The following is a 19,607-nucleotide window of genomic DNA, read 5'->3' as shown; positions in this document are numbered from 1 at the left end:
GTAGGGTCTCCAGGATGGAGGACCTGGACCGCAAGATCGTCGGCCTGCTCGCGGCCGACGGCAGGATGAGTTTCACCGACCTGGGCAAGGCCACCGGCCTGTCCACCTCGGCGGTGCACCAGCGGGTGAAGCGTCTCGAGCAGCGCGGCATCATCCTGGGCTACGCCGCGCTGATCGACCACACCGCCCTCGACCTCCCGCTGTCCGCGCTGATCTCGATCCGCCCGATCGACCCCTCCCAGCCCGACGACTCGCCCGAACGGCTGCGCGACGTCCCCGAGATCGAGTCCTGCTACTCGGTCGCCGGCGACTCCAGCTACATCCTGATCGTCCGGGTCGCCTCACCCGGCGCGCTGGAGAACCTGCTGGCCGTGATCCGCGCCCGGGCCAACGTCTCGACCACGACCACGATCGTCCTCAGCACGCCGTACGAGCATCGCCCGCCCGCGCTCAGCTGAGCAGGTCGAGCAGTCGCAGGTCGGCGAGGTACTTCGCGATCAACTCCGCCGACAGGTGCGGGAGGTCGAGCTTGGCGTCGCGTACGGCGGTCTCGAACTCCGTGGCAGGTACGGCGCCGCCGGGGATCGCGGGGGCCGGGTCCTGGAAGGCATGCAGCAGGGGGAGTAGCGAATGCTGCTTCTCCTGGTCGGGCAACGCCCGCAGCTTCCCCTCGAACCGGGTGAACCAGTCGCGGTAGTCGGCGACCCGGCTGATCGAGGCGCCGGCGTCGACCAGCCAGTCCACGATCGTGTCCAACGAGATGCCGTCGTCGTGCGGGTTGAGGGTGTTGTACGTGCTGAGGCCCTGCGTGGTCTGCTCGCCGATCGTGGTGATGGCTTCGGCGGTGAAGTCCACGGGCAGGCCGTCGTAGTGCGCACGCTCAGCGTGTGACGCGTAGAACGAGCCGGGCGCAATCCCGGTGACGACCAGGCTGAACAGCAGCCGGGTGAACATGTCCGGCACGTTCACCTGACCGGCGTACCGGCTGTGCGCGAGGATCAGGTCCGATCGGAAGACCGCGACCGGCAAGCCGTAGCGCTCACTGGCCTCGCGCAGCAGGACCTCGCCAGCCCATTTGCTCGCGCCGTACCCATTGGCGTAGCCGTCGTTCAGCTGGCGCTCCGGGCTGCTGATCCTGATGTCGGCGGTCTCGTCTGTGGTGCTGACGTCAGCCATCAGGACGGCGACGGTCGACAGGAAGGTCACCGGCTTGATGCGGCCGGTCAACGCCAGCCGGATCACCTCGGCGGTGCCGACGACGTTGGGACCGAACAGCTGGTCGTAGGGCAGCACGTGGTTGACCAGTGCGGCCGGGTGCACGATCAGGTCGACCGTGCTGGTCAGGCGATCCCACGTCGCCTGGTCGAGACCGAAGTCGGGCTGAGCCAGGTCACCAGCCAGCACCTCCAGATGATCGGCGGCCAGCTCGTGGAAGCGGCGGAGCAGCTCCGGGTCGCCGCTGTCGAAGACCTCGGTCAACCGTGCCCGCGCAGCCTCGGCGTCGAGGCCGCGAACCACGCAGATCAGAGTGCCGTCGCGTTCGGCCAGTCGCTCCAGCCAGTCCAGGCACAGGAAGCGGCCGAGGTAGCCGTTCGCGCCGGTCAGCAACACCGTCCGTACGGCGTCAGCCGGCTCCTGCTTGGAGGCCTCGAGGATGGCGGTGTCGATGAATGTGTCCAGCTTCAGATCGGCCGCGCGGACCACCGTGGCGCCGGCGCCGTGAACGGTCGCCGCGGTCGGGCGAGCCGCGCCGAACTGCTGGGTCTTCTCGATGTGTTCGGCCAGGTCGCGCAGAGTTGTTGCCGGACTCACCACCAGGTTGACCGGAACATCGACCTCGAAGATCTCCTGCAGCAGGCTCGACAAGGTCAGGGCTGACAGCGAGTCGCCGCCGATGTCGGCGAACCGGGTGTCCGGCGCGACAGAACCAGTCAGATTCAGTACGGCGCGCGCCGCCCGCTGCACCGCCTCCAGGGCCGGCTGGTTCGAACCGGCCTGGCGCAGGGCGTCCAGTTCACCCGCCTCCGCGGTCGCGAGTTCGGCGTACAGGCGTTCGAGCTGGTCGCCGTACCGAGCCTTGAGCTTGGGGCGGACGAGTTTGCGGACGCCGCTGAGCAGGCCGTTGTCCGGGCTGAACGGTTCGGTCTCGATGATGAAGTCGCGGGGAATCTCGTAGGCGTTGAGCCCGGCCTCGTCGGCGAGCTGCCGGATCGAGGCGCGCAGTGCGGTCTCCAGATCCAGTACGTCGCTCTCGGTCGGTACGACGACCGCCAACAGGTACGAGCGTGCACTGTTGCCGTAGACAAAGATCTGCCGGATCAGCGGGCTGGCGACGAACAACGCCTCGAGCCGGGACACCGCGACGAACTCACCCTGGGCCAGCTTGAGGACGTTCGACCGGCGATCGACGTACACGTAGCGGTCCTCGCCGACCCGGGCCATGATATCGCCGGTGTGGTAGTAGCCGTCGGCATCGATCACCTCGGCGGTGATGTCCGGGCGCTGGTAGTAGCCGGGGAAGAGGTTCTCAGCCTTGACCAGCAGCTCGCCGCGGGGATGCGGTGTGTCGGTGGTGAAGTACCCGAGCTCCGGTACGTCTTCGAGCTGTACGTCGTGCACCCACGGCCGCACGACCTCGCCGTCCACGAAAACACAAGCGGCCTCGGTGGATCCGTACACGTCATGCAATGGGACGCCGAGCAGGGAGTCCATGAACTTGGACAGCTCGGCGCTCATCGGGGCTGACCCGGTGCTCGCCCACACCACCCGACCACCGAGCAGCTTCTCGCGCATCTCGGCCAGCACCTGGTCACCCGATCGGTTGGTGTAGTGCTGGAAGAGGGTGTCGCAGACGCGGGGGACCAGGACCAGTTCGGTCGGAGCGACCAGCGCGAGGTCGTCGAAGAACGTAGACATGTCGGTCGAGGCCGTGAAGTACGCCGTGCCTCCGGCCGAGAAGGTGGTGTAGAGGCCGATGCGACCCATCATGTGGCTCAGCGGCAGGTAGTTGAGACCGATCCGGGGGAGGTCGGGGTACCGCGGGAGGACGTCGAGCCAGACGTTCACGACCATCCGGTCGGTGTAGATCGCGCCCTTGGGCGTGCCGGTGCTGCCGGAGGTGTAGAGCAGCAGCGCGGTGTGGTTGTCGTCGATCGGGGCGCTGAAGTCCGGTGCGGCCGGCAGAGCACGCCCGCGGTCGAGCAGTTCGGTCAACGTCTCAAGCGTGATCCCGGCGGCTGCGAGGCGGGTGCGCGCGGCCTCGAAGCCAGCGTCCGCGTGGTCGAACACGATCACGCGGCGGACCGTCGTACCGGCGAGGGCGCACTCGACTGCGGTCTCCAGCATGGCGGCGCTGGTAGCGAGAACGCGTTGTTCGGTCTCGGCGATGATCGGCGCGAGGTTCGCGATGGTGGCACCGGTCTGCAACGGCACGGACACCGCGCCCAGCCGCAGTACGGCGAGGTCGACGACGGTGAAATCGATGCTGCCGGCACCGATGATCCCCACGAAGTCGCCGGCCTCGACCCCGTGCGCATGCCATTCGGCCGCGAGCGCACCAGCGCGCTCCCACAGTTCGCCGTACGTGATCGTCTCGAAGCGAGGCTCCAGCTCCAACGACGCCGTCCGGGCTCGCTCGCCGACCGCGGGCCGATCGGCGTACGACGTCATCAGCGTCCGCACCAGGTCGACCAGCGGCAGCCCCGGCCGATGGACGGCCTCGGTGACCTCGGGGAGCGGGCGCGCGGCGCGGATCTCGGGGTCGGTGTCGTACAACGCGGCGAGGAGCTGGTCCTGACGGTCGGTACGGGCGGCGGGCACGATGGGCATCGGTGGGGTCCTCTCACAGCTCTCGGGGCAGTGCGTGGTGGTTCAGTTGCTCACCGTTACTAGACGACATCGTCTAGACGATTCCGTCAAGCGTCTTTAGGGTGATGTGATGATCGCCACCGAGGATCAGGGGGAAGTGATGACCGCCCGCGTCGAGACGCATCGCGACCGGCTGCTGCGCGAGGGGCTGGTGCAGCTGTACGCGCGCGGCTTCCACGGCACGACCGTGGACGGGATCCTGACCAGCTCCGGCGTCCCGAAGGGGTCCTTCTACCACCACTTCGGATCGAAGGAGGCCTTCGCCGCCGAGCTCCTGCGCGGCTACACCAGCCGCCAGCTGGAGCGCATCGATCGGTGGAGCGCGACCCCCGGTCTCAGCACGGCCGAGGCGCTCACCGGGTACTTCGGTGAACTGACCGGCATGCTCGTCGAGTCCGAGTACCGGCGTGCCTGCCTGATCGGCAAGCTCGCGACCGAAGTTGCCGTCAGCAACGATCAGTTCCGCGACCAGCTGAGCCTCGACCTCGACGTCTGGAAGCAACGCCTCACCGTCTTGTTCGAGCGCGGCCGCGAGCGTGGCGACGTCCGCACCGACCAGCCCGCCGCGGAGCTCGCGGACGTCGTCCTCGCCCTCATCCAAGGCGCTTTCGTCGTCACCCTCGCCACCCGCGACCGCAGCTCACTCGAATCGGTCGCCCACGCACTGGAGATCCTGATCGCGCCTAGGGGCTGATGTTCAGCGCGGTGAATCGCTCGCGCAGGTCGTCCGTCCAGGCCTCGGGGGATCGGTGGTCGGGGAGTGGAACGCCCGCTTCGCTGCGCCAGAGCGCGTCGCCCAGCACTGTGCGCACGTGCCACGCCATGATCCTGCCGACGTTCAGAGGGCGACCGGTGTAGTTCCAGAGAGTGCTGGCGAGCAGTTCGAGGCGTGGGCCGGTGCTGGGGAAGAGCCGGAGGTCGTACTCGGGGTCAGCCAGACCGACAGTCTCGAAGTCGACGACCGCGCGGAGCTGACCGTCGTACCAGACCTGGTTGCCGCCGTGCAGATCGCCGTGCACGAGCACCTGCGGTCGCGGGGTGGCCAGTACGTCGTCCGCCCAGTCACACCATCGCCGTACGGCGGAACGCTGGTCGGGGCGAACCCAGGTGGGGAAGCGCTCTCTGATGATCTCGGTGGTGGCCGGAGGCAACGCGGCGGGCGGTGGATTCTCGATCGAGGAACCGTGCAACGCGGTCAGGAACTGCGCGAGCTGCCGACCCGCGTCCGCACGGTCGATGGAGTCCACGACGTCGAACAAGGTCTCACCCGGTACGAGTGCGGTCACCAGCAACACCGGATCAGTGCTGCTCGCGACTACCTCGGGCAGGAGCGGGATCTGCAACGACTCCAGTACGGCGATCTCGTGGGCCAACCGAGCCGCGGCCGGTTCCGACCAGGCGAACTTCACCACGAACCGCCCGCCGACCACCGCGCTCGCCGACCACCACAACGGGTCGACCTCAACCCGCCCAGCGCGGAACACGATCGGCTCGTCACCGAGTTGCGGCGCGACCAGTCGTAACGCCGCCAACACGGCTTCCGGCGTACCGGCTTCCAACCACTGCACGGCGTGAGGGTACAAGTCCACGACGCACCAACTCCAGCGCTTGCGTGACCGCGGTGACGTAGGGTCTGGGGATGCGTCGAGTGCTTCTGAGTGACTTGTTCAGCACGTTGGTTCCCGGTGGAGATGCCGAGCGGAGCGTGCTGAACGAGGTCATGGCACGGCTGCTCGGGGTCGACACCGCCCGCTTCGTGCGTGAGTTCGACGCCGCGGCCTACGAGCGGTTCACCGGCGTGTACGGCGATCTGGAGACCACCGTGCGCGTGATCGCGGAGCGCGCCGGCGGCGAGCCCACCGACGAACAGGTGCTGGAGGCAACCAACCTCCGGCGCTCCCTCACCCGCCGCCTCCTGTTCGCCCCGCCCTCGGCCACCCTCGGCACCCTCGCCAAGCTCCGCGCCGACGGCTGGCGGATCGGCCTGGTCAGCAACATCACCACCGAGACCCAGCTCCAATGGCGAGACAGCCCGCTGGCCCCCTACTTCGACACCACCGCCTTCTCCTCCGAACTAGGCGTTGCCAAGCCCGAGCCCGCCATCTACCTCACCGCCTGCAGCGCCCTCGGCGTCACCCCGTCCGACTGCGTCTACGTAGGCGACGGCAACGACAACGAACTCCCCGCCGCCGCCTCCCTCGGCATGCACGCCATCCGCACCCTCGAACACTCCAACAGCCACCCCGCCTGGCCCGGCGACACCATCAACACCTTCGCCGAACTCCCCACCCTCCTGACCTGACCTAACGTCCGAAGGACGCGCGCACCTCGTCAGCGATTCTTCGGACGTTACGGGAGGGGATTCGGCCGGACCGGGGCCAGCGCCGTTCTACGTCCGAAAACACGCCGACCACGTAGTCGGGTTCTTCGGACGTTAGGTGGATGGCGGTGGGGCCGACGGCGATGGTGAGGAGGCCGGCTCGAGTGATGGGTTTGGTGGCCTTGCCGTCCACGCGACGTGTAGCCGAACCCGAGCGCGATCAGCGCCTTCGACGTCGTGTCGGGGATGGTGCTGGAGTAGTACTGCGATCCCTGCCCACCCGTCAGCATCGGATCGTTGAAGGTCAGGTCGTTCGTACTGCGGGTCCGGTCGCCGAACGGATACGTGCCGCGGATGATCCCGCTGAGCACGAAGGTGGCGGAAGCGGCCACGCCGGCCACCGCGACGGGCCAGTGGCGCCGGACCTGCATCGTTGACAGTCTCCCCGTGTCGTCCAACCTGTGCTCACCAAATGCAGTGAGCGGTGCGCGAGGTTGCGTGCGCCGGGGAAGTGAGTGCGTCCGCTCGGCTGAAGGCGGCGTGAGGAACGCGGCAGGTCGCTCTGCGTGAGCTTGCCAAGACGCTTGTCAGGACCAGCGGGCGTCGACTAGCGTGTTTATTAAAGCCGGTTGGATAATTGGTTGGGGTCGATGGAGACTGCACCAGGGACTGCTCATGCGGAGCGGTCGGCGAACCAGGTCGCGTGCCTGCGCTTCCTGGCCGATGCGGGAGTTGCCCAGACGGTCGGCGTGATCAGCGCCGAGACCGGACTGTCGCGACCCACGGTGCACGCCGTACTGGACGATCTGGTCGCCGCCGGTCTGGTGGAGCCGAGCAACGCGGCATCGGCCGGGCCCGGGCGGCCTGCGCGGTCGTTCCGGTTCGTGCGCGAGGCCGGGGTGGTCGCCGGCGTCGACATCGGGCCCCGCGGCGCGCGGGTCGTGCTCTGCGATCTGGCCGGACACAGACTCGGGTACGCCGAACTCGGTCGCGAGGGCCGTTCCGTCGACGAGACGACGGTCGCGGCAGTCGAAGCCGTCGCCAAGGAGGCCGGTGCAGATCTGGCCAGCCTCAGAGCGGTCGGAGTCGCACTGCCGGGCGTGGTCGAGGAGAGCGGCCGGCTCCGCGCCAGCCTCGTCCTTCCGGAAGTCGTCGGTCAGCCGATCGCGGAGACCGTCGCCGAGCAGCTCGGCTGCCTGGTCACCGTGGACAACGACATCAAGCTCGCAGCCCTGGCCGAGCAGCGCGGCGGCGCGGGGCGCGGACACTCCGACGTCCTCTATCTGCAGGTCGGCAACCGGCTGTCGCTGTCGATCGTCCTCGACGAGGAGATCCGGCAGGGCAGTCACCGGATCGCCGGCGAGCTCGGTTCCCAGCGCGGCATGCGCTGGACCCGCAACGCGCAGCGCGGCCAGCTCGTCTGGACGTCGCGGCCGACCGGCGAGGCCGTCCTGCAGGCCGCCGCTGCCGGTGACGCGGAGGCCAAGGCCGAGATCAAGGATTTCTGCGCCCAGATCGCGGGCCGGATCGCGACCGTCGTCCTGGTCGTCGATCCCGATGTCGTCGTGGTCCGCTGCGGCGGCGCCGCCGAGACCACGACGCTGCTGCGCCCGCTGGAAGCAGCCGTCGCGAAGGAACTCGTCGTTCCGGAGCGACCCCCGTTCGTCGCCGCCGCCTTGGGCCGTGAGGCAGCGGTGCTGGGAGCCGCCGGTCATGCGTTCGACCGGTTCGGCTCCGCGATCTACGGCGTTCAGAACTACCCGAGTCCGTGGAACAAGCTCACGCATGACGATGAGAGGAACTACCAGTGAAACTGGGAGTCAGTTCGTACAGCTTCAGCAAGCTCATGGCCCGCGGCGAGATGGACCTGGTCGGGGTCGTGGACTGGGTGGCCGACTCACCCGCCGAGCACCTGGAGATCGCCGCGCTCGGTGACGACCTGCTGACCGACGACAAGCTGGTCGAGACCGTGGTCAAGGCCGCGTCCGACCGCGGCGTACCGATCCTGAACTACCTGATCGGCGCCGACCTGCGCGAAGGCAGCACCGAGGAGATCGACCGGGTCAAGCGGCACCTCGACGTCGGCCACCGGCTCGGCGCCCGCCTGTTCCGCCACGACGTCCTGCCGTGGGGCTGGCGCGAGGAGAACCAGGGCGAGTTCGAGCGCGTCTTCCCGCACCTGGTCGAAGGCGCTCAGGTGCTCGCCGACCACGCGGCCGGGCTCGGCATCACCACGACCGTGGAGAACCACGGCATGTCGATGAACGGCAGCGAGCGTGTCGCCCGCCTCGTGCACGCCGTCGACCGCCCGAACTTCCGCGTCACCCTCGACCTCGGCAACGGCCTGTGCGTCGGCGAGGTCCCCGGCCGCACCGTCGCCGGGCTGCTCGACGTCGCGGCCGCCGCCCACGTCAAGGACTTCCATGTACGGCGTTCTGTCCCGCGCGACGGCTGGTTGAAGACGCTGGCGGGGGAGTACCTGCTCGGCACCATCCCGGGCCACGGTGACCTCGACCTGCGCGCGCTGCTCGCGCTCGTCCTCACCAAGCCGGACCTGCCCGTCACGCTGGAGTTCGAGGGCCTCGAGGCGGCTCCCGGCGCGGTCGAGCTGGGCCTGAAGAACGTTCTCGCTCTGGCCGAAGGAGCCTGACATGACGATTCGCATTGCCGTGATCGGTGTGGGCACGATCGCGCAGGAACACATCAAGGCCTACCAGGCGAACCCCGGCGCCGAGGTGGCGGCGCTCTGCGACATCGACCTCGAGCGGGTCAAGCAGCGCGGCGAGCAGTTCGGCGTCGCGCGGGTGACCGGTGATCGCGACGAGATCCTGTCCGACTCCGAGATCGATGCCGTCAGCATCTGTGTGCCGAACAACGTGCACGCCGAGATCGCCGAGGCGGCCCTGCGAGCCGGCAAGAACGTGCTCCTCGAGAAGCCGATGAGCGTCTCGGTCGCCGAGGCCGAGGCACTCGTCAAGGCCACCCAGGAGACCGGCAAGTCGCTGCAGATCGGTTACGTCCGGCGGTACGCGCCGAACGCGCTGGTCGCGAAGCGGTTCCTGGACGAAGGCGAGTTCGGCGACATCTACGCCGCCCGGACGACGATCCTGCGCACCGCCGGTAACCCCGGTGGCTGGTTCGGCGACAAGGACGTGGCCGGCGGTGGACCGCTCATCGACCTGGGCGTCCACGTCGTCGACCTCTGCTGGTACCTGATGGGCCAGCCCGCCGCGGCCTCGGTCTCCGGCGCGACCTTCGACCCGATCGGTGCCCGGGACAACATCCAGAACCTGTCCCGCTACCGCGCCGCCTCACCCACCCTCGTCAACAACGTCGAGGACTACGCCACCGCGCAGATCCGCTTCGGCAACGGCGCCGTCCTGAACGTCGACGTCTCGTACTCACTGCACACCCGCAACGAGACCCGCGTCGAACTGTTCGGCGACAAGGGCGGCGTCGAGATCGAGCCGGCCCTGCACATGGTCACCGAACGCCACGACACCCTGCTCCACATCGAGCCGCAGATCGACTCCCTCGGCTTCGACTTCACCGTCGGCTTCGCCAACCAGATCGAGAACTTCCTACGCATCTGCCGCGGCGAGATCCCCGCCGACGCCCCCGCCGAACACGGCCTCGAGATGGCCCGCATGCTCACCGCCATCTACGAGTCCGCCTCCACAGGCTCCGAGGTCAAGATCACCCACTGACGACTCGGCGCGGTCAGTCGGCGAGGTGCATCCGCACGACCCGACTGACCGCGCTGGGATTCTCGTCGAGCAGGAAATGCCCGCCCGGTACGGTCACGACCCGTACCGTGTCGGCGCGATGCCTGGGCTGCTCCATCAGAGCAGCCGGTACATAGCTGTCGTTGTCACCGGCAACCATCAGGGTCGGGACGTCGTACGGCGCCTTCCACCGCCGGCGCAGCACGAGGGCGCTGATGTCGCGCATCACGAACGCCGCATGCATCCGCTGCCCGGCCGTCGCCACCTCGCGACGCGCTGCGACGTCGGCATAGCTCGCCACCAGGCGGTCGGTCCAGATCGACCGGTTCCGCGCGTCCCGGGTGAGGAACCATGAGATCACTCGGTTGTTCGCTCCCAGGACGCGGCCGAGGAACGGGACCTCGAAGATCGCGGTGACCCACATCCGCCACAGCCGTGGAACGAGCCGGCGCTGCAGCGGCCACGGACTGATCTCGCTGATCGCCACGAGCCGCCGTACCCGTCGCGGTGCATCCAGCCCGATCCGGAAAGCAAGCCAAGCTCCCCAGTCATGGCCTACAAGATCGACCTCGCCGATCCCGAGCTCGTCGAGCAGCGCCATCACCTGCCGGGCGCGTTCTGCGGTCGAATAGCCGGTCGGAGACGGGGCGCTCCAACCGAACCCGGGAAGGTCTACGGCGATCACCCGGTGGTTGTCGGAAAGCTCTGTCAGGAGACCCCGCCAGGCGTACCAGTGCTGCGGGAAACCGTGCAGCAACAGCACCGCAGGTGCGTCGTCGGCGCCGGCCTCCGCCAGGTGGAACCGGATCCCGCCGACGGTGACCGAGCGGTGCCGCACCCCCTCGACGCTGGGCATCGTGATGCCGTCGCCGGGTGCAACTGTGGTCATGGTCGGACCTCTCGTCGAGCGGTATAGTCAGGAGCATGACCAATCTGCGGCCGGCCCGGAAGAAAGTCAAGGCCCTGACTAATCCGGTCCCGGGGGAGCGCCCGCTGGGCGACGTCCTGCGGGAGGCGCATCGCGCGCTCGTGGTCCATCTCGAACACGCAATAGGACAGGCCGGGTACGACGACGTCGGTGCACCGCACGTCTCGGTGCTGGCGACAGTGGACCCGAACGGCACCAGACTGGTCGACCTCGCGGCCCGTGGCGGGCGCACGAAACAGGCGACCGCGGAGCTGTGCGCGGCACTAGTGCGTCGCGGGTACGTCGAACTACAGCCCGACCCGACCGACGGCCGCGCCAAGCTGTATGTCGTGACGGCTGACGGCGGTCGGCTACTCCGCGCGTGCCGCGATGTGGTCGTCGACTACGACAGCTGGCTACAGGGACTGGTCGGCGCCGAGGCCATCGCCCAACTCCGCTCGATCCTGGCAACAATCATCGAGCGACCGGTCGGCGAATAGGCCCTAGTAGCCGCCGGCCTTGAGGACTTGGGAGCCGAAGGCAACGACTCGCGCGGTGCCCTTGGCGGGAACGACCAGCACTACTGTGTGGCTGTAGGTGGCGGTCAGGCCGGAGTCGTAGGTTGCGGAGCTCAGGACCGCCTCGTCGCCGTCGATCCAGCTGATCGGGCGGCTGCCGTCGGTGGCGATGAAGAGCTTCTCGGTGACGGTGAAGAAGGCGAGGGACTCGCCGGCGGGGGTCAGCAAGGTGGCCGGGTAAGAGGAGATGGTGAACCGGTCGGTGGACGAGGCGACGAGCGCCTTGTTCTGCTTGGCCTGAGCTGCGCGGTCCGCCAGCAGAGCGGTGACTTCGGGGCCGAGCGTGAAGAGCTTGCGGTCGGGGGAGTTGCCGCCCGCCGACAGGAAGTTCGCGAAGCTCGTCGCGATCGGACCGGTATGGTCGGAGGCGATCTCGCGGGCGCCGGTCAGCGGCGGCAGCGTGGCAGCCGCGGTGGCGGTGAACGTGCGGCGCCACGGCGTGCCAGCTGACTGGCGGACCCACAGACCCAGTTGACGCCCGCTGGTCAGCGCAGCGAACCGCATCGGGTAGCTGCTGTAGTCGGGTGCCGCAACCGTCGCTTGGGCGAACGGCGCGGGCGGCTTGACCGCCGCCTTTCGCAGACCGGCGAGCTGGTACGACGCCTGGGTGCGCTCCACCTGGTCGTCAGCCTCCACGGTGCTGGCGGCTTTGAGGTCACGGGTGCGAGCTGCCTTGACCACGACCTCGTCGTACCGGGTGAGAACCGCACGGCCAGTGTCAGCAGTGACCGCGGGACGGCTGAGGGTGGTGACGGTGTTGTCCACCGGGAGTCCACCGCAGCCGGCGGTGAGCGTCAGCACGGCCGCTACGGACAGCGCCGTACGGAGTGTTGCGGGTGTCTTGTCCGTCGCCGATTCCTGCGCGACCGCATCAGCTGCCGTACGGCGCGGACGGCGGCGGAACGTCAACCAGGCAAGGGCGATGAGCGCCAGGCCGATCACCAGTACGGCGAACGAGGCCAGGAACGCAAACGGGATCTCGATGCCGAACTCGAGCTGCACATCCACCGGTGCGTTGCCGGCTGCGGGCATCACGACGACCTGGTACGGGCCGTCCTGGATCGGCCAGGTGAGTGACTGCTGGCCGGGACCGGCGGTCTTGGCCACCCACCAGTCGAGCGTTGCCGGTGCGGCCAGGGGAGTGGTGGAGCCGGTGTGCTCCTCGGTGCTGAACGCGATCGGGTACTTGATCTGCACGAGCGAGGTGTAGGCATCGGTCTCCACGTAGCTCGCCACGTCGAAGTTGCGTCCGACCCCGACGAACACCGGCTTGCCGTCGAGCGACCGCGCCCGGACGTGCAATGTCGGTCCGTGCTGGTCGACCAGATTCGGGGTCGTGACCAGAGAACGCCCCTGAACCGCCAGATGCTGCTCACCGGAGTAGACCGTGTCGTCCGGACCGATCAGCCAGAAGGCCGCCGCCGCACCCACGACCGCGAGGACCAGACCCAGTACGGCGAGCAGAACGCCGAGGACACCACGAAGAACCCGCACCACAACCCCCAGGAGAACAACGAGGGCGTGATCCTAGTACCTCAAGCCACCGTGAAGGGGCGAATTGCACGAAGCTGCAAAAACGCCTCCGGTGCCATCCCCTGCATGATGGCACCGAAGGCTGATCGGGGCGGCTAGACGAGCGGGAGGAGCTTCTGGGCCTCGGCGGCGTTGCGGGAGGCGGCGGCGCGGGCCTCGGCGTCGGCCAGCGAGGTGGGGGCGTGCTGGGTCCACCAGGCCTGGCCCTCGGCGGGCAGGGTGTCGATCGGGTCGTAGTACTCGTAGGTGCGGTTCAACGCGTCCGGGTCCTGCTGCTCGATACCGGTGCGGTAGTTCTTCTTCCAGTACGAGACGCCGCGGACCTCGTCGTACTCGGAGAGCTGGTGCACCCAGCGCTTGCCGACGTACGGGACGTCGCAGACGATGCGCGGGGTGGCGAAGCCGGGCAGGTAGCCGAGGATGCCGTGCTGCAGGTGCTGGGCTTCCTTGACCGAGACCCGCCAGTGCTCGGAGAACGGGATCATGTCGCACATGTAGAAGTAGTACGGCGTGATGGTCGCCCCGTCGAGCAGTGCGAAGCAGAGGTCGAGCAACTGCGGGATCGAGTCGTTGACGCCGCGCATCAGCACGCCCTGGTTGCGGACGTCACGCAGACCGGCCTCGAACATCGCCTTCGTTGCCTCGGCCACCAGCGGGGTGACCGACTGGGCGGCGTTGACGTGGGTGTGCATCGCGATCATCACGCCGCGCTGGCGGGCGACGGTCGCAACCCGCTCGACGCCTGCGCGGACGTCGTCGGACAGCCAGTGCTGCGGCATGCCCATCAGCGCCTTGGTGGCCAGCCGGATGTCGCGGATGTTCTCGATCTCGAGCAGGCTGGTCAGGAACGACTCGAGCCGCGGCCACGGCATGTTGGCCACGTCGCCGCCGGAGACGACGACGTCGCGGACACCCGGCGTACGGCGCAGGTAGTCGAGCATGTCCTCGACCCGCTGCCCCGGCTTGGTGACGAACTTGAGCTTGTCGATGACCGGGGTCGAGTTTCCGACCAGGTCCATCCGGGTGCAGTGCCCGCAGTACTGCGGACAGGTCGGCAGCAGCTCGGCCAGCACCTTGGTCGGATAGCGGTGGGTCAACCCCTCCGTGGCCCACATCTCGTGCTCGTGCAGCGAGTCGCGCGTCGCGTGCGGGTGCGACGGCCAGTCGTCACGCCGGTCGGTGAACACCGGCAACATGTAACGCCGTACCGGGTCGGCGTAAAAAGCCTCGGTGTAGTCGGCGGCACCGTTCGGGACGATCGTGTTCAGCATCTGCGGCGGCAGCAGCATCGACATCGTCGCGCGCTCGGCCTGGTCCCGGGTGAGGTCCTCGTAGAACCGCTCCTCGACCAGATCGCCCATCACGTCGCGCAGTTGCTTGACGTTCTTCACGCAGTGCGAACGCTGCCACTGCGCCGAGCGCCACTCCTCGGCCGTGATGTCCTTCCAGCCGGGCAGCCTGGTCCAGTCGGGCTCCACGAGCTCGGCCCGGCGGTAGGCATACGGCTGCTCCGCAGCACTGCCGGGGTCGATCAGGTCAGCGGGACTGATCAGGTCGGTCACGAAGTCCTCCGAAGTACAGCGAGGCGATGCGGTCAGATGTGAGGATAGCGATAGAAACTGCTCTCAAAGCAAGAGTATGCCGGAAGAATTCTCGTCACACGCGCCTATGAGTAGTATTTTGCCCGACCGTTCAGAGGAGGACAGGTGCCATCGAGCCCGGTAGGACTACACCGCGTGATCACGCCGTCGGGCGTGTTGCCGCAGGCAGCGGAGCAGTTGGACGCCCGCGCCGAGATCTGGCCGGACGAGGTCCGGATCGCCGTCGAGCGACTGAACCTGGACGCCGCGTCGTACCGGCAGCTGGCCGGCACGCACGACGGCGACGGTACGGCGATCCGCCGCGCGGTGCTGGAGATCATCCGCACTCGCGGGAAGATGCAGAACCCGGTCACTGGTTCCGGCGGCATGCTGGTCGGTGTCGTCGACGAGGTGGGCGCGGATTCACCCCTTGGCCTCGCGGTGGGTGATCGGGTCGCGACCCTGGTGTCGCTGACGCTCACGCCGCTGCAGATCACCGACGAACTCAGCAGTTGGGACGGCCAGGGAGAGCAGGTTCCGGCCGCAGGGCACGCGATTCTGTTCGCCCGCTCGATCGTCGCGAAACTGCCGGACGACCTACGGCCGGAGCTGTCGCTGGCCGTGATGGACGTGTGCGGCGCACCCGCGCTGACTGCTCGCGTGGTCCGCTCATATGTCGACAAAGGCATTAAGCCTGTCGTGTCAGTAATTGGCGGCGCAGGTAAATCCGGCTCGCTGTCGCTGGCCGCCGCGCGCGACGCCGGCGCGGCCCGGACCATCGGCATCGTCCCGGTCCAGCACGAGGCCGACACGCTGAACGCGGCCGGCCTGGCCGATGTCGTCGCGCTCGCCGACGCCCGGGACCCGGTCGCCTTGAACGCCGCCGTCGAGCAAGCCGGGGGACCGGCCGATATCACCGTCGTCTGCGTCGACGTCCCCGGTTGCGAGCACGGCGCCGTACTGTCGACGGCCCCTGGCGGCACGGTCATCTTCTTCTCGATGGCGACCTCGTTCTCGGCCGCCGCACTCGGCGCGGAGGGGCTCGCCGCCGACGTGACGATGCTGGTCGGGAACGGGTACGTCCCCGGTCACGCGGAGTACGCATTGCAGCTGTTGCGGACCGAGCCGGGTGTCCGCGGTCTGTTCGAGAGCAGGCTGGCGGAGGATTAGCCCGTGCGCACACTTCTGACGAACGGTTCCGTCTACTCACCCGCCGACCCGCATGCGACCGCGATCGCCTTCGACGACGGGGTGGTGACGTGGCTCGGCGACGACACCGGCGCGGCCTCGTACGCCGACGGTGCGGACGAGGTGATCGACCTCGACGGCAAGCTCGTCACGCCGGCCTTCGTCGACGCCCACGTTCACACGGTCGGCATCGGCTTCCTGCTGAACGGCCTCGACCTCACCGGCGCCCGGAATCTGACCGAAGCTCTCGACCGCCTCGCGGCGCACGCGGCTTCGCTGCCTGCCGATGCGGTCATCGAGGGTTCCAACTGGGATGAGACCCGCTGGCCCGAGGGACGCCCGCCGACGGCTGCAGAGCTCGACCGGGCCGCGGGTGGCCGGCAGGTGTACCTGTCGCGGGTCGACGGTCACTCGGGTGTCGTGTCGTCCGCGCTGGTGGCTGCCGTACCGGGGCTGACCACGCGTGAGGGGTACGACGAGAGCGGCCGTGTCGAGCGGGACGCGCATCACGCCGTACGGGATGCGTTGTCGGAAACCGTCGCCACTGAGGACGACGTACTGAAGGATGCTCGCACCGCAGTCCAGGCGATGGCCTCGAAGGGCATCGGCGCGTTCCACGAGATGGCGGCGCCGCACATCGGACCGCGCTGGGAACTGCCGCTGGTGCGCCAGGCTGCCGACGAGCTCGGCGTGCACTCCACGCTGTACTGGGGTGAGCCGGGCGCCTTCGAGGTGCTCGACCAGTACGGTGTCCTCGGCCTCGCTGGTGACCTGAACGCCGACGGCGCACTCGGCTCCCGCACGGCCGCACTGCGGGAGGCGTACGCCGACCGCACCGACCACCGCGGGCACGCCTACCTGACCGCCGAGCAGATCGCCGAACATGTCATTGCTTGCACCGAGCGCGACATCCAGGCCGGTTTCCACTGCATCGGTGACCAGGCGCTGGACAACATCGCGCGTGGCTTCGAACTTGCCGCCGAGAAGGTCGGCGCGCAGGCCCTCGTCGCTGTCCGGCACCGCCTCGAGCACGTCGAGATGCCGAGCCCGGAGGCGATCGCTACCTTTGCCCGGTACGGCGTCGCCGCGAGCGTGCAGCCGATGTTCGACGGTCTGTGGGGCGGCCCGGACGACATGTACGCCGAGCGCGTGGGTGAGCGGTGGCGGGCGATGAACCCGTTCGCGTCGCTGGCCCGGGCGGGCGTCGTACTGGCGTTCGGTTCGGACTCGCCCGTGACCGAGCTCGGTCCGTGGGAGGCCGTGCGGGCGGCGGCGTTCCATCACAACCCCGATGAGCGGATCACGGTTCGCGCGGCGTTCCAGGCGCACACCCGGGGCGGTTGGCGGGCGGCCGGCATCGACGACGCGGGTGTGCTCGCGCCGAACATGCCGGCGACGTACGCGATCTGGCAGAGCGAGGCCGACCTCGTCGTCCAGACCCCGGATCAGCGCGTCGCCGCCTGGTCGACCGACCCGCGCGCCGGCGTACCGGTCCTTCCGGACCTGTCCGAAGGCTCGCCGGTACCCACTTGTCTGCGCACCGCGGTCGGCGGTCGCATCGTGTACGACTCCGAAGGATGGGCGACGCAATGACGCGTGCCGAGAAGAAGCTCGACCTCGACCCGGTCACCGTCCGGAAGGCGCGCACCCTGGCGCGCAAGGCCGGGCGGCCGATCGTCAACCTGGCCAAGCAACACACGACGGTGTCGGTCGAACGCGCCGTACTGCGGCTGGCCGGGCTGGCCGGTGCCGACTCCGAAGGCATCCCGTGGGTGAACCGGCTGGCCGACACTGTCCGCGCGGACGTCGGCCTGGAGCACGGGTTCGCGCTGCCGGTGTGGGACGCGCTGCTGCGCGGCGAGGCCGAAGACCTGAACGTCCTTGCCCAGAAGGCCGCCTCGGGCTCGGTCACCTTCCGGCTGCCGGAGGGCCGCGACGCGGCAAAGGCCCGTACGGCGGCCCGCAAGGCGGCGGCTGCAGGTTTGAAGCTGATCGATGGGCGGCGCCGTGAACGCGACCGGCTGATCAAGAAACACGGTGATCCCGAGCAGCGGCCGTGGATCTACCTGATCGTTGCTACCGGCGACATCTACGAGGACATCCCGCAGGCGCAGGCGGCAGCCCGGGCCGGCGCGGACATCATCGCGGTGATCCGCTCGACCGGTCAGTCGCTGCTCGACTACGTGCCCGAGGGTGCGACCCGGGAGGGGTTCGCCGGGACGTATGCCACCCAGGAGAACTTCCGGCTGATGCGGGCCGCGCTCGACGAGTCGTCGCGCGAACTCGGCCGCTACATCCGGCTCACGAACTACGCCTCCGGGCTGTGCATGCCGGAGATCGCGACGCTGGCCGGGCTGCAGCGGCTCGACATGATGCTGAACGACTCGATGTACGGAATCCTCTTCCGCGACATCAACCCGATCCGCACCTTCGTGGACCAGCGGTTCAGCCGGCAGATCCACGCCCGGGCCGGGATCATCATCAACACCGGCGAAGACAACTACCTCACCACCGCCGACGCCGTCGACGCCGCGCACACGGTGACGGTCTCGCAGCTGCTGAACGAGTACTTCGCCAAGGAGGCCGGGCTCGAGGACTGGCAGCTCGGCCTCGGGCACGCCTTCGAGATCACGCCGGAGATCCCGGACTCCTTCCGGATGGAGCTCGCGCACGCGATGCTCGCCCGGCAGCTGTTCCCGGACGCACCGCTGAAGTGGATGCCGCCGACCCGGCACATGACCGGCGACGTGTTCCGCGGCTACCTGCTGGACGGCTTCTTCAACCTCGTCGGCGCGATGACCGGCCAGGGCATCCTGCTGGTCGGGATGATGACCGAGGCGGTGGTGACTCCGTGGATCTCCGACCGCGACCTGGCCCTGCAGAACGTCCGCTACGTCTTAGGTGCCGCAGGCAACCTTCATGAGGACTTCCACCCGGCGCCGAACGGGTTCATCGCCCAGCGCGCACGACAGGTGCTGGGGGAGTCGGTTGAGCTGCTGGACAAGATCGTCGACGACGGGCTGCTGAACGCGATCGGCGACGGCACCTTCGGGCTGATGAAGCGCCCCCAGGACGCCGGCCGCGGACTGGACGGCGTGGCGCGACGATCGTCGGAGTACTACAACCCAGCGATCGAGCTTCTCGAGGAGGCACAGTGAGCATCATCCGGCCGTACGGAGACACCACCGGCGACGGGATGGTACAGATGTCGTTCACGCTGCCGATCCCGCACGACAAGCGCGCCGAAGGCGCCGCCGTCCAGCTCGCCAACAAGATGGGCATGGACCCCGCGCTCGTCGTCCACGCCAAGCCGATGGGCCCCGACTTCACCTTCTTCGTCGTCTACGGGCCGGTGAACCACCTGGTCGACACCGACAAGGTCGAGGTCATCGAGCGCGACTACCCGCTGCTCTCGCCCAAGGAGGTGAACCTGGCGGTCCGCAAACACCTGCGCCGCCGGCTCACCATCGTCGGCGCCTGCATCGGGACCGACGCGCACACCGTCGGCATCGACGCGATCATGAACATCAAGGGCTTCGCGGGGGAGAAGGGCCTGGAGTACTACCGCGAGCTGAAGGTCGTGAACCTCGGCGCCCAGGTCGCCGTACCGGAGCTGGTACGGCGAGCCAAGGCCGAGAAGGCGGACGCGATCCTGGTCTCGCAGGTCGTCACCCAGCGCGAGGCGCACGTGCTGAACACCAAGGAGATGTCCGCGGCCTTCCGTGAGGCGTACTCCGAGAACGCCCGTCCAGTTTTAGTTGCTGGCGGCCCCCGTTTCACCGAGCAGATGGCCGGTGACCTCGGCGTGGATCGGGTGTTCGGTCGCGGTACCACTCCGGGCGAGGTGGCCAGCTACCTGGTCGATGCCCTGGTCACCAAACGTCAACCGGTTAGGCAGAGTGCATAAAG

Annotated in this window: 17 protein-coding genes; 11 read left to right on the top strand and 6 right to left on the bottom strand. The window is 68.5% G+C overall.

From position 1 onward, the window contains the following. The first annotated feature begins 14 nt into the window (after positions 1-14). Positions 15-458, top strand: a complete 444-nt coding sequence (locus tag ACIA49_RS23215) for an Lrp/AsnC family transcriptional regulator (RefSeq protein ID WP_391547988.1) — start codon at positions 15-17, stop codon at positions 456-458. Here ACIA49_RS23215 and car read toward each other — a convergent pair. Then, on the bottom strand, positions 451-3,828 hold the full coding sequence (gene car / locus ACIA49_RS23210; protein WP_396379388.1) for a carboxylic acid reductase: 3,378 nt from the start codon (positions 3,826-3,828) through the stop codon (positions 451-453). The genes ACIA49_RS23215 and car overlap by 8 nt on opposite strands. 109 nt (positions 3,829-3,937) lie before the next feature. Here car and ACIA49_RS23205 point away from each other — a divergent pair, with 109 nt between their 5' ends. Then, positions 3,938-4,561 carry a TetR/AcrR family transcriptional regulator gene (locus ACIA49_RS23205; protein ID WP_396379387.1) on the top strand — a complete coding sequence of 208 codons (624 nt, stop codon included), beginning with the start codon at positions 3,938-3,940 and terminating at the stop codon, positions 4,559-4,561. On the opposite strand, the gene ACIA49_RS23200 is transcribed toward ACIA49_RS23205, so the two are convergent. Next, complete coding sequence (locus tag ACIA49_RS23200; RefSeq protein WP_396379386.1) at positions 4,551-5,435, bottom strand: phosphotransferase family protein; 885 nt, start codon at positions 5,433-5,435, stop codon at positions 4,551-4,553. The genes ACIA49_RS23205 and ACIA49_RS23200 overlap by 11 nt on opposite strands. Positions 5,436-5,506: 71 nt before the next feature. Here ACIA49_RS23200 and ACIA49_RS23195 point away from each other — a divergent pair, with 71 nt between their 5' ends. After that, positions 5,507-6,169: an HAD family hydrolase gene (locus tag ACIA49_RS23195; RefSeq protein ID WP_396379385.1), complete on the top strand. Its 663-nt coding sequence runs from the start codon at positions 5,507-5,509 to the stop codon at positions 6,167-6,169. Between the two features lie 47 nt (positions 6,170-6,216). Here the strand turns inward: ACIA49_RS23195 and ACIA49_RS23190 are convergent, their stop codons facing one another. Further along, entirely contained in the window at positions 6,217-6,618 is a 402-nt protein-coding gene (locus ACIA49_RS23190) for a hypothetical protein (protein ID WP_396379384.1), read from the bottom strand. Between the two features lie 219 nt (positions 6,619-6,837). Here ACIA49_RS23190 and ACIA49_RS23185 point away from each other — a divergent pair, with 219 nt between their 5' ends. Genes ACIA49_RS23185 through ACIA49_RS23175 form a run of 3 tightly spaced genes read left to right on the top strand, consistent with a single transcriptional unit; the run spans position 6,838 to position 9,894 of the window. Then, on the top strand, positions 6,838-7,998 hold the full coding sequence (locus ACIA49_RS23185; RefSeq protein ID WP_396379382.1) for an ROK family transcriptional regulator: 1,161 nt from the start codon (positions 6,838-6,840) through the stop codon (positions 7,996-7,998). Beyond that, a complete protein-coding gene (locus ACIA49_RS23180) occupies positions 7,995-8,837 on the top strand; it encodes a sugar phosphate isomerase/epimerase family protein (RefSeq protein WP_396379380.1) in 843 nt (280 codons plus the stop codon). The genes ACIA49_RS23185 and ACIA49_RS23180 overlap by 4 nt, the downstream gene beginning before the upstream one ends. 1 nt (position 8,838) lies before the next feature. After that, a complete protein-coding gene (locus ACIA49_RS23175; RefSeq protein ID WP_396379379.1) occupies positions 8,839-9,894 on the top strand; it encodes a Gfo/Idh/MocA family protein in 1,056 nt (351 codons plus the stop codon). 13 nt (positions 9,895-9,907) lie between these two features. On the opposite strand, the gene ACIA49_RS23170 is transcribed toward ACIA49_RS23175, so the two are convergent. Continuing rightward, positions 9,908-10,801, bottom strand: a complete 894-nt coding sequence (locus ACIA49_RS23170) for an alpha/beta fold hydrolase (protein ID WP_396379378.1) — start codon at positions 10,799-10,801, stop codon at positions 9,908-9,910. Between the two features lie 35 nt (positions 10,802-10,836). On the opposite strand from ACIA49_RS23170, the gene ACIA49_RS23165 reads away from it, so the two are divergent. Beyond that, entirely contained in the window at positions 10,837-11,319 is a 483-nt protein-coding gene (locus tag ACIA49_RS23165) for a MarR family winged helix-turn-helix transcriptional regulator (RefSeq protein WP_396379377.1), read from the top strand. Between the two features lie 3 nt (positions 11,320-11,322). On the opposite strand, the gene ACIA49_RS23160 is transcribed toward ACIA49_RS23165, so the two are convergent. Next, positions 11,323-12,891, bottom strand: a complete 1,569-nt coding sequence (locus ACIA49_RS23160) for a hypothetical protein (protein ID WP_396379376.1) — start codon at positions 12,889-12,891, stop codon at positions 11,323-11,325. A gap of 134 nt (positions 12,892-13,025) precedes the next feature. Further along, positions 13,026-14,492 carry a KamA family radical SAM protein gene (locus ACIA49_RS23155; RefSeq protein ID WP_396379375.1) on the bottom strand — a complete coding sequence of 489 codons (1,467 nt, stop codon included), beginning with the start codon at positions 14,490-14,492 and terminating at the stop codon, positions 13,026-13,028. 144 nt (positions 14,493-14,636) lie between these two features. Between ACIA49_RS23155 and ACIA49_RS23150 the strand changes: the two genes are divergently transcribed. The 4 genes from ACIA49_RS23150 to ACIA49_RS23135 are packed head-to-tail and all read left to right on the top strand — an operon-like array spanning position 14,637 to position 19,605. Next, a complete protein-coding gene (locus tag ACIA49_RS23150) occupies positions 14,637-15,680 on the top strand; it encodes an L-erythro-3,5-diaminohexanoate dehydrogenase (RefSeq protein ID WP_396379374.1) in 1,044 nt (347 codons plus the stop codon). A 3-nt stretch (positions 15,681-15,683) separates the two neighbouring features. Continuing rightward, entirely contained in the window at positions 15,684-17,291 is a 1,608-nt protein-coding gene (locus ACIA49_RS23145) for an amidohydrolase (protein ID WP_396379373.1), read from the top strand. Next, positions 17,288-18,856, top strand: a complete 1,569-nt coding sequence (locus ACIA49_RS23140; RefSeq protein ID WP_396379372.1) for a lysine 5,6-aminomutase subunit alpha — start codon at positions 17,288-17,290, stop codon at positions 18,854-18,856. The genes ACIA49_RS23145 and ACIA49_RS23140 overlap by 4 nt, the downstream gene beginning before the upstream one ends. Beyond that, positions 18,853-19,605: an OAM dimerization domain-containing protein gene (locus ACIA49_RS23135; RefSeq protein ID WP_396379371.1), complete on the top strand. Its 753-nt coding sequence runs from the start codon at positions 18,853-18,855 to the stop codon at positions 19,603-19,605. The genes ACIA49_RS23140 and ACIA49_RS23135 overlap by 4 nt, the downstream gene beginning before the upstream one ends. The last annotated feature ends 2 nt before the right edge of the window (positions 19,606-19,607 follow it).

Source organism: Kribbella sp. NPDC051587 (assembly GCF_044453945.1).
GTDB lineage: Bacteria > Actinomycetota > Actinomycetes > Propionibacteriales > Kribbellaceae > Kribbella.
This window is presented reverse-complemented; position numbering and strand designations above follow the sequence as displayed.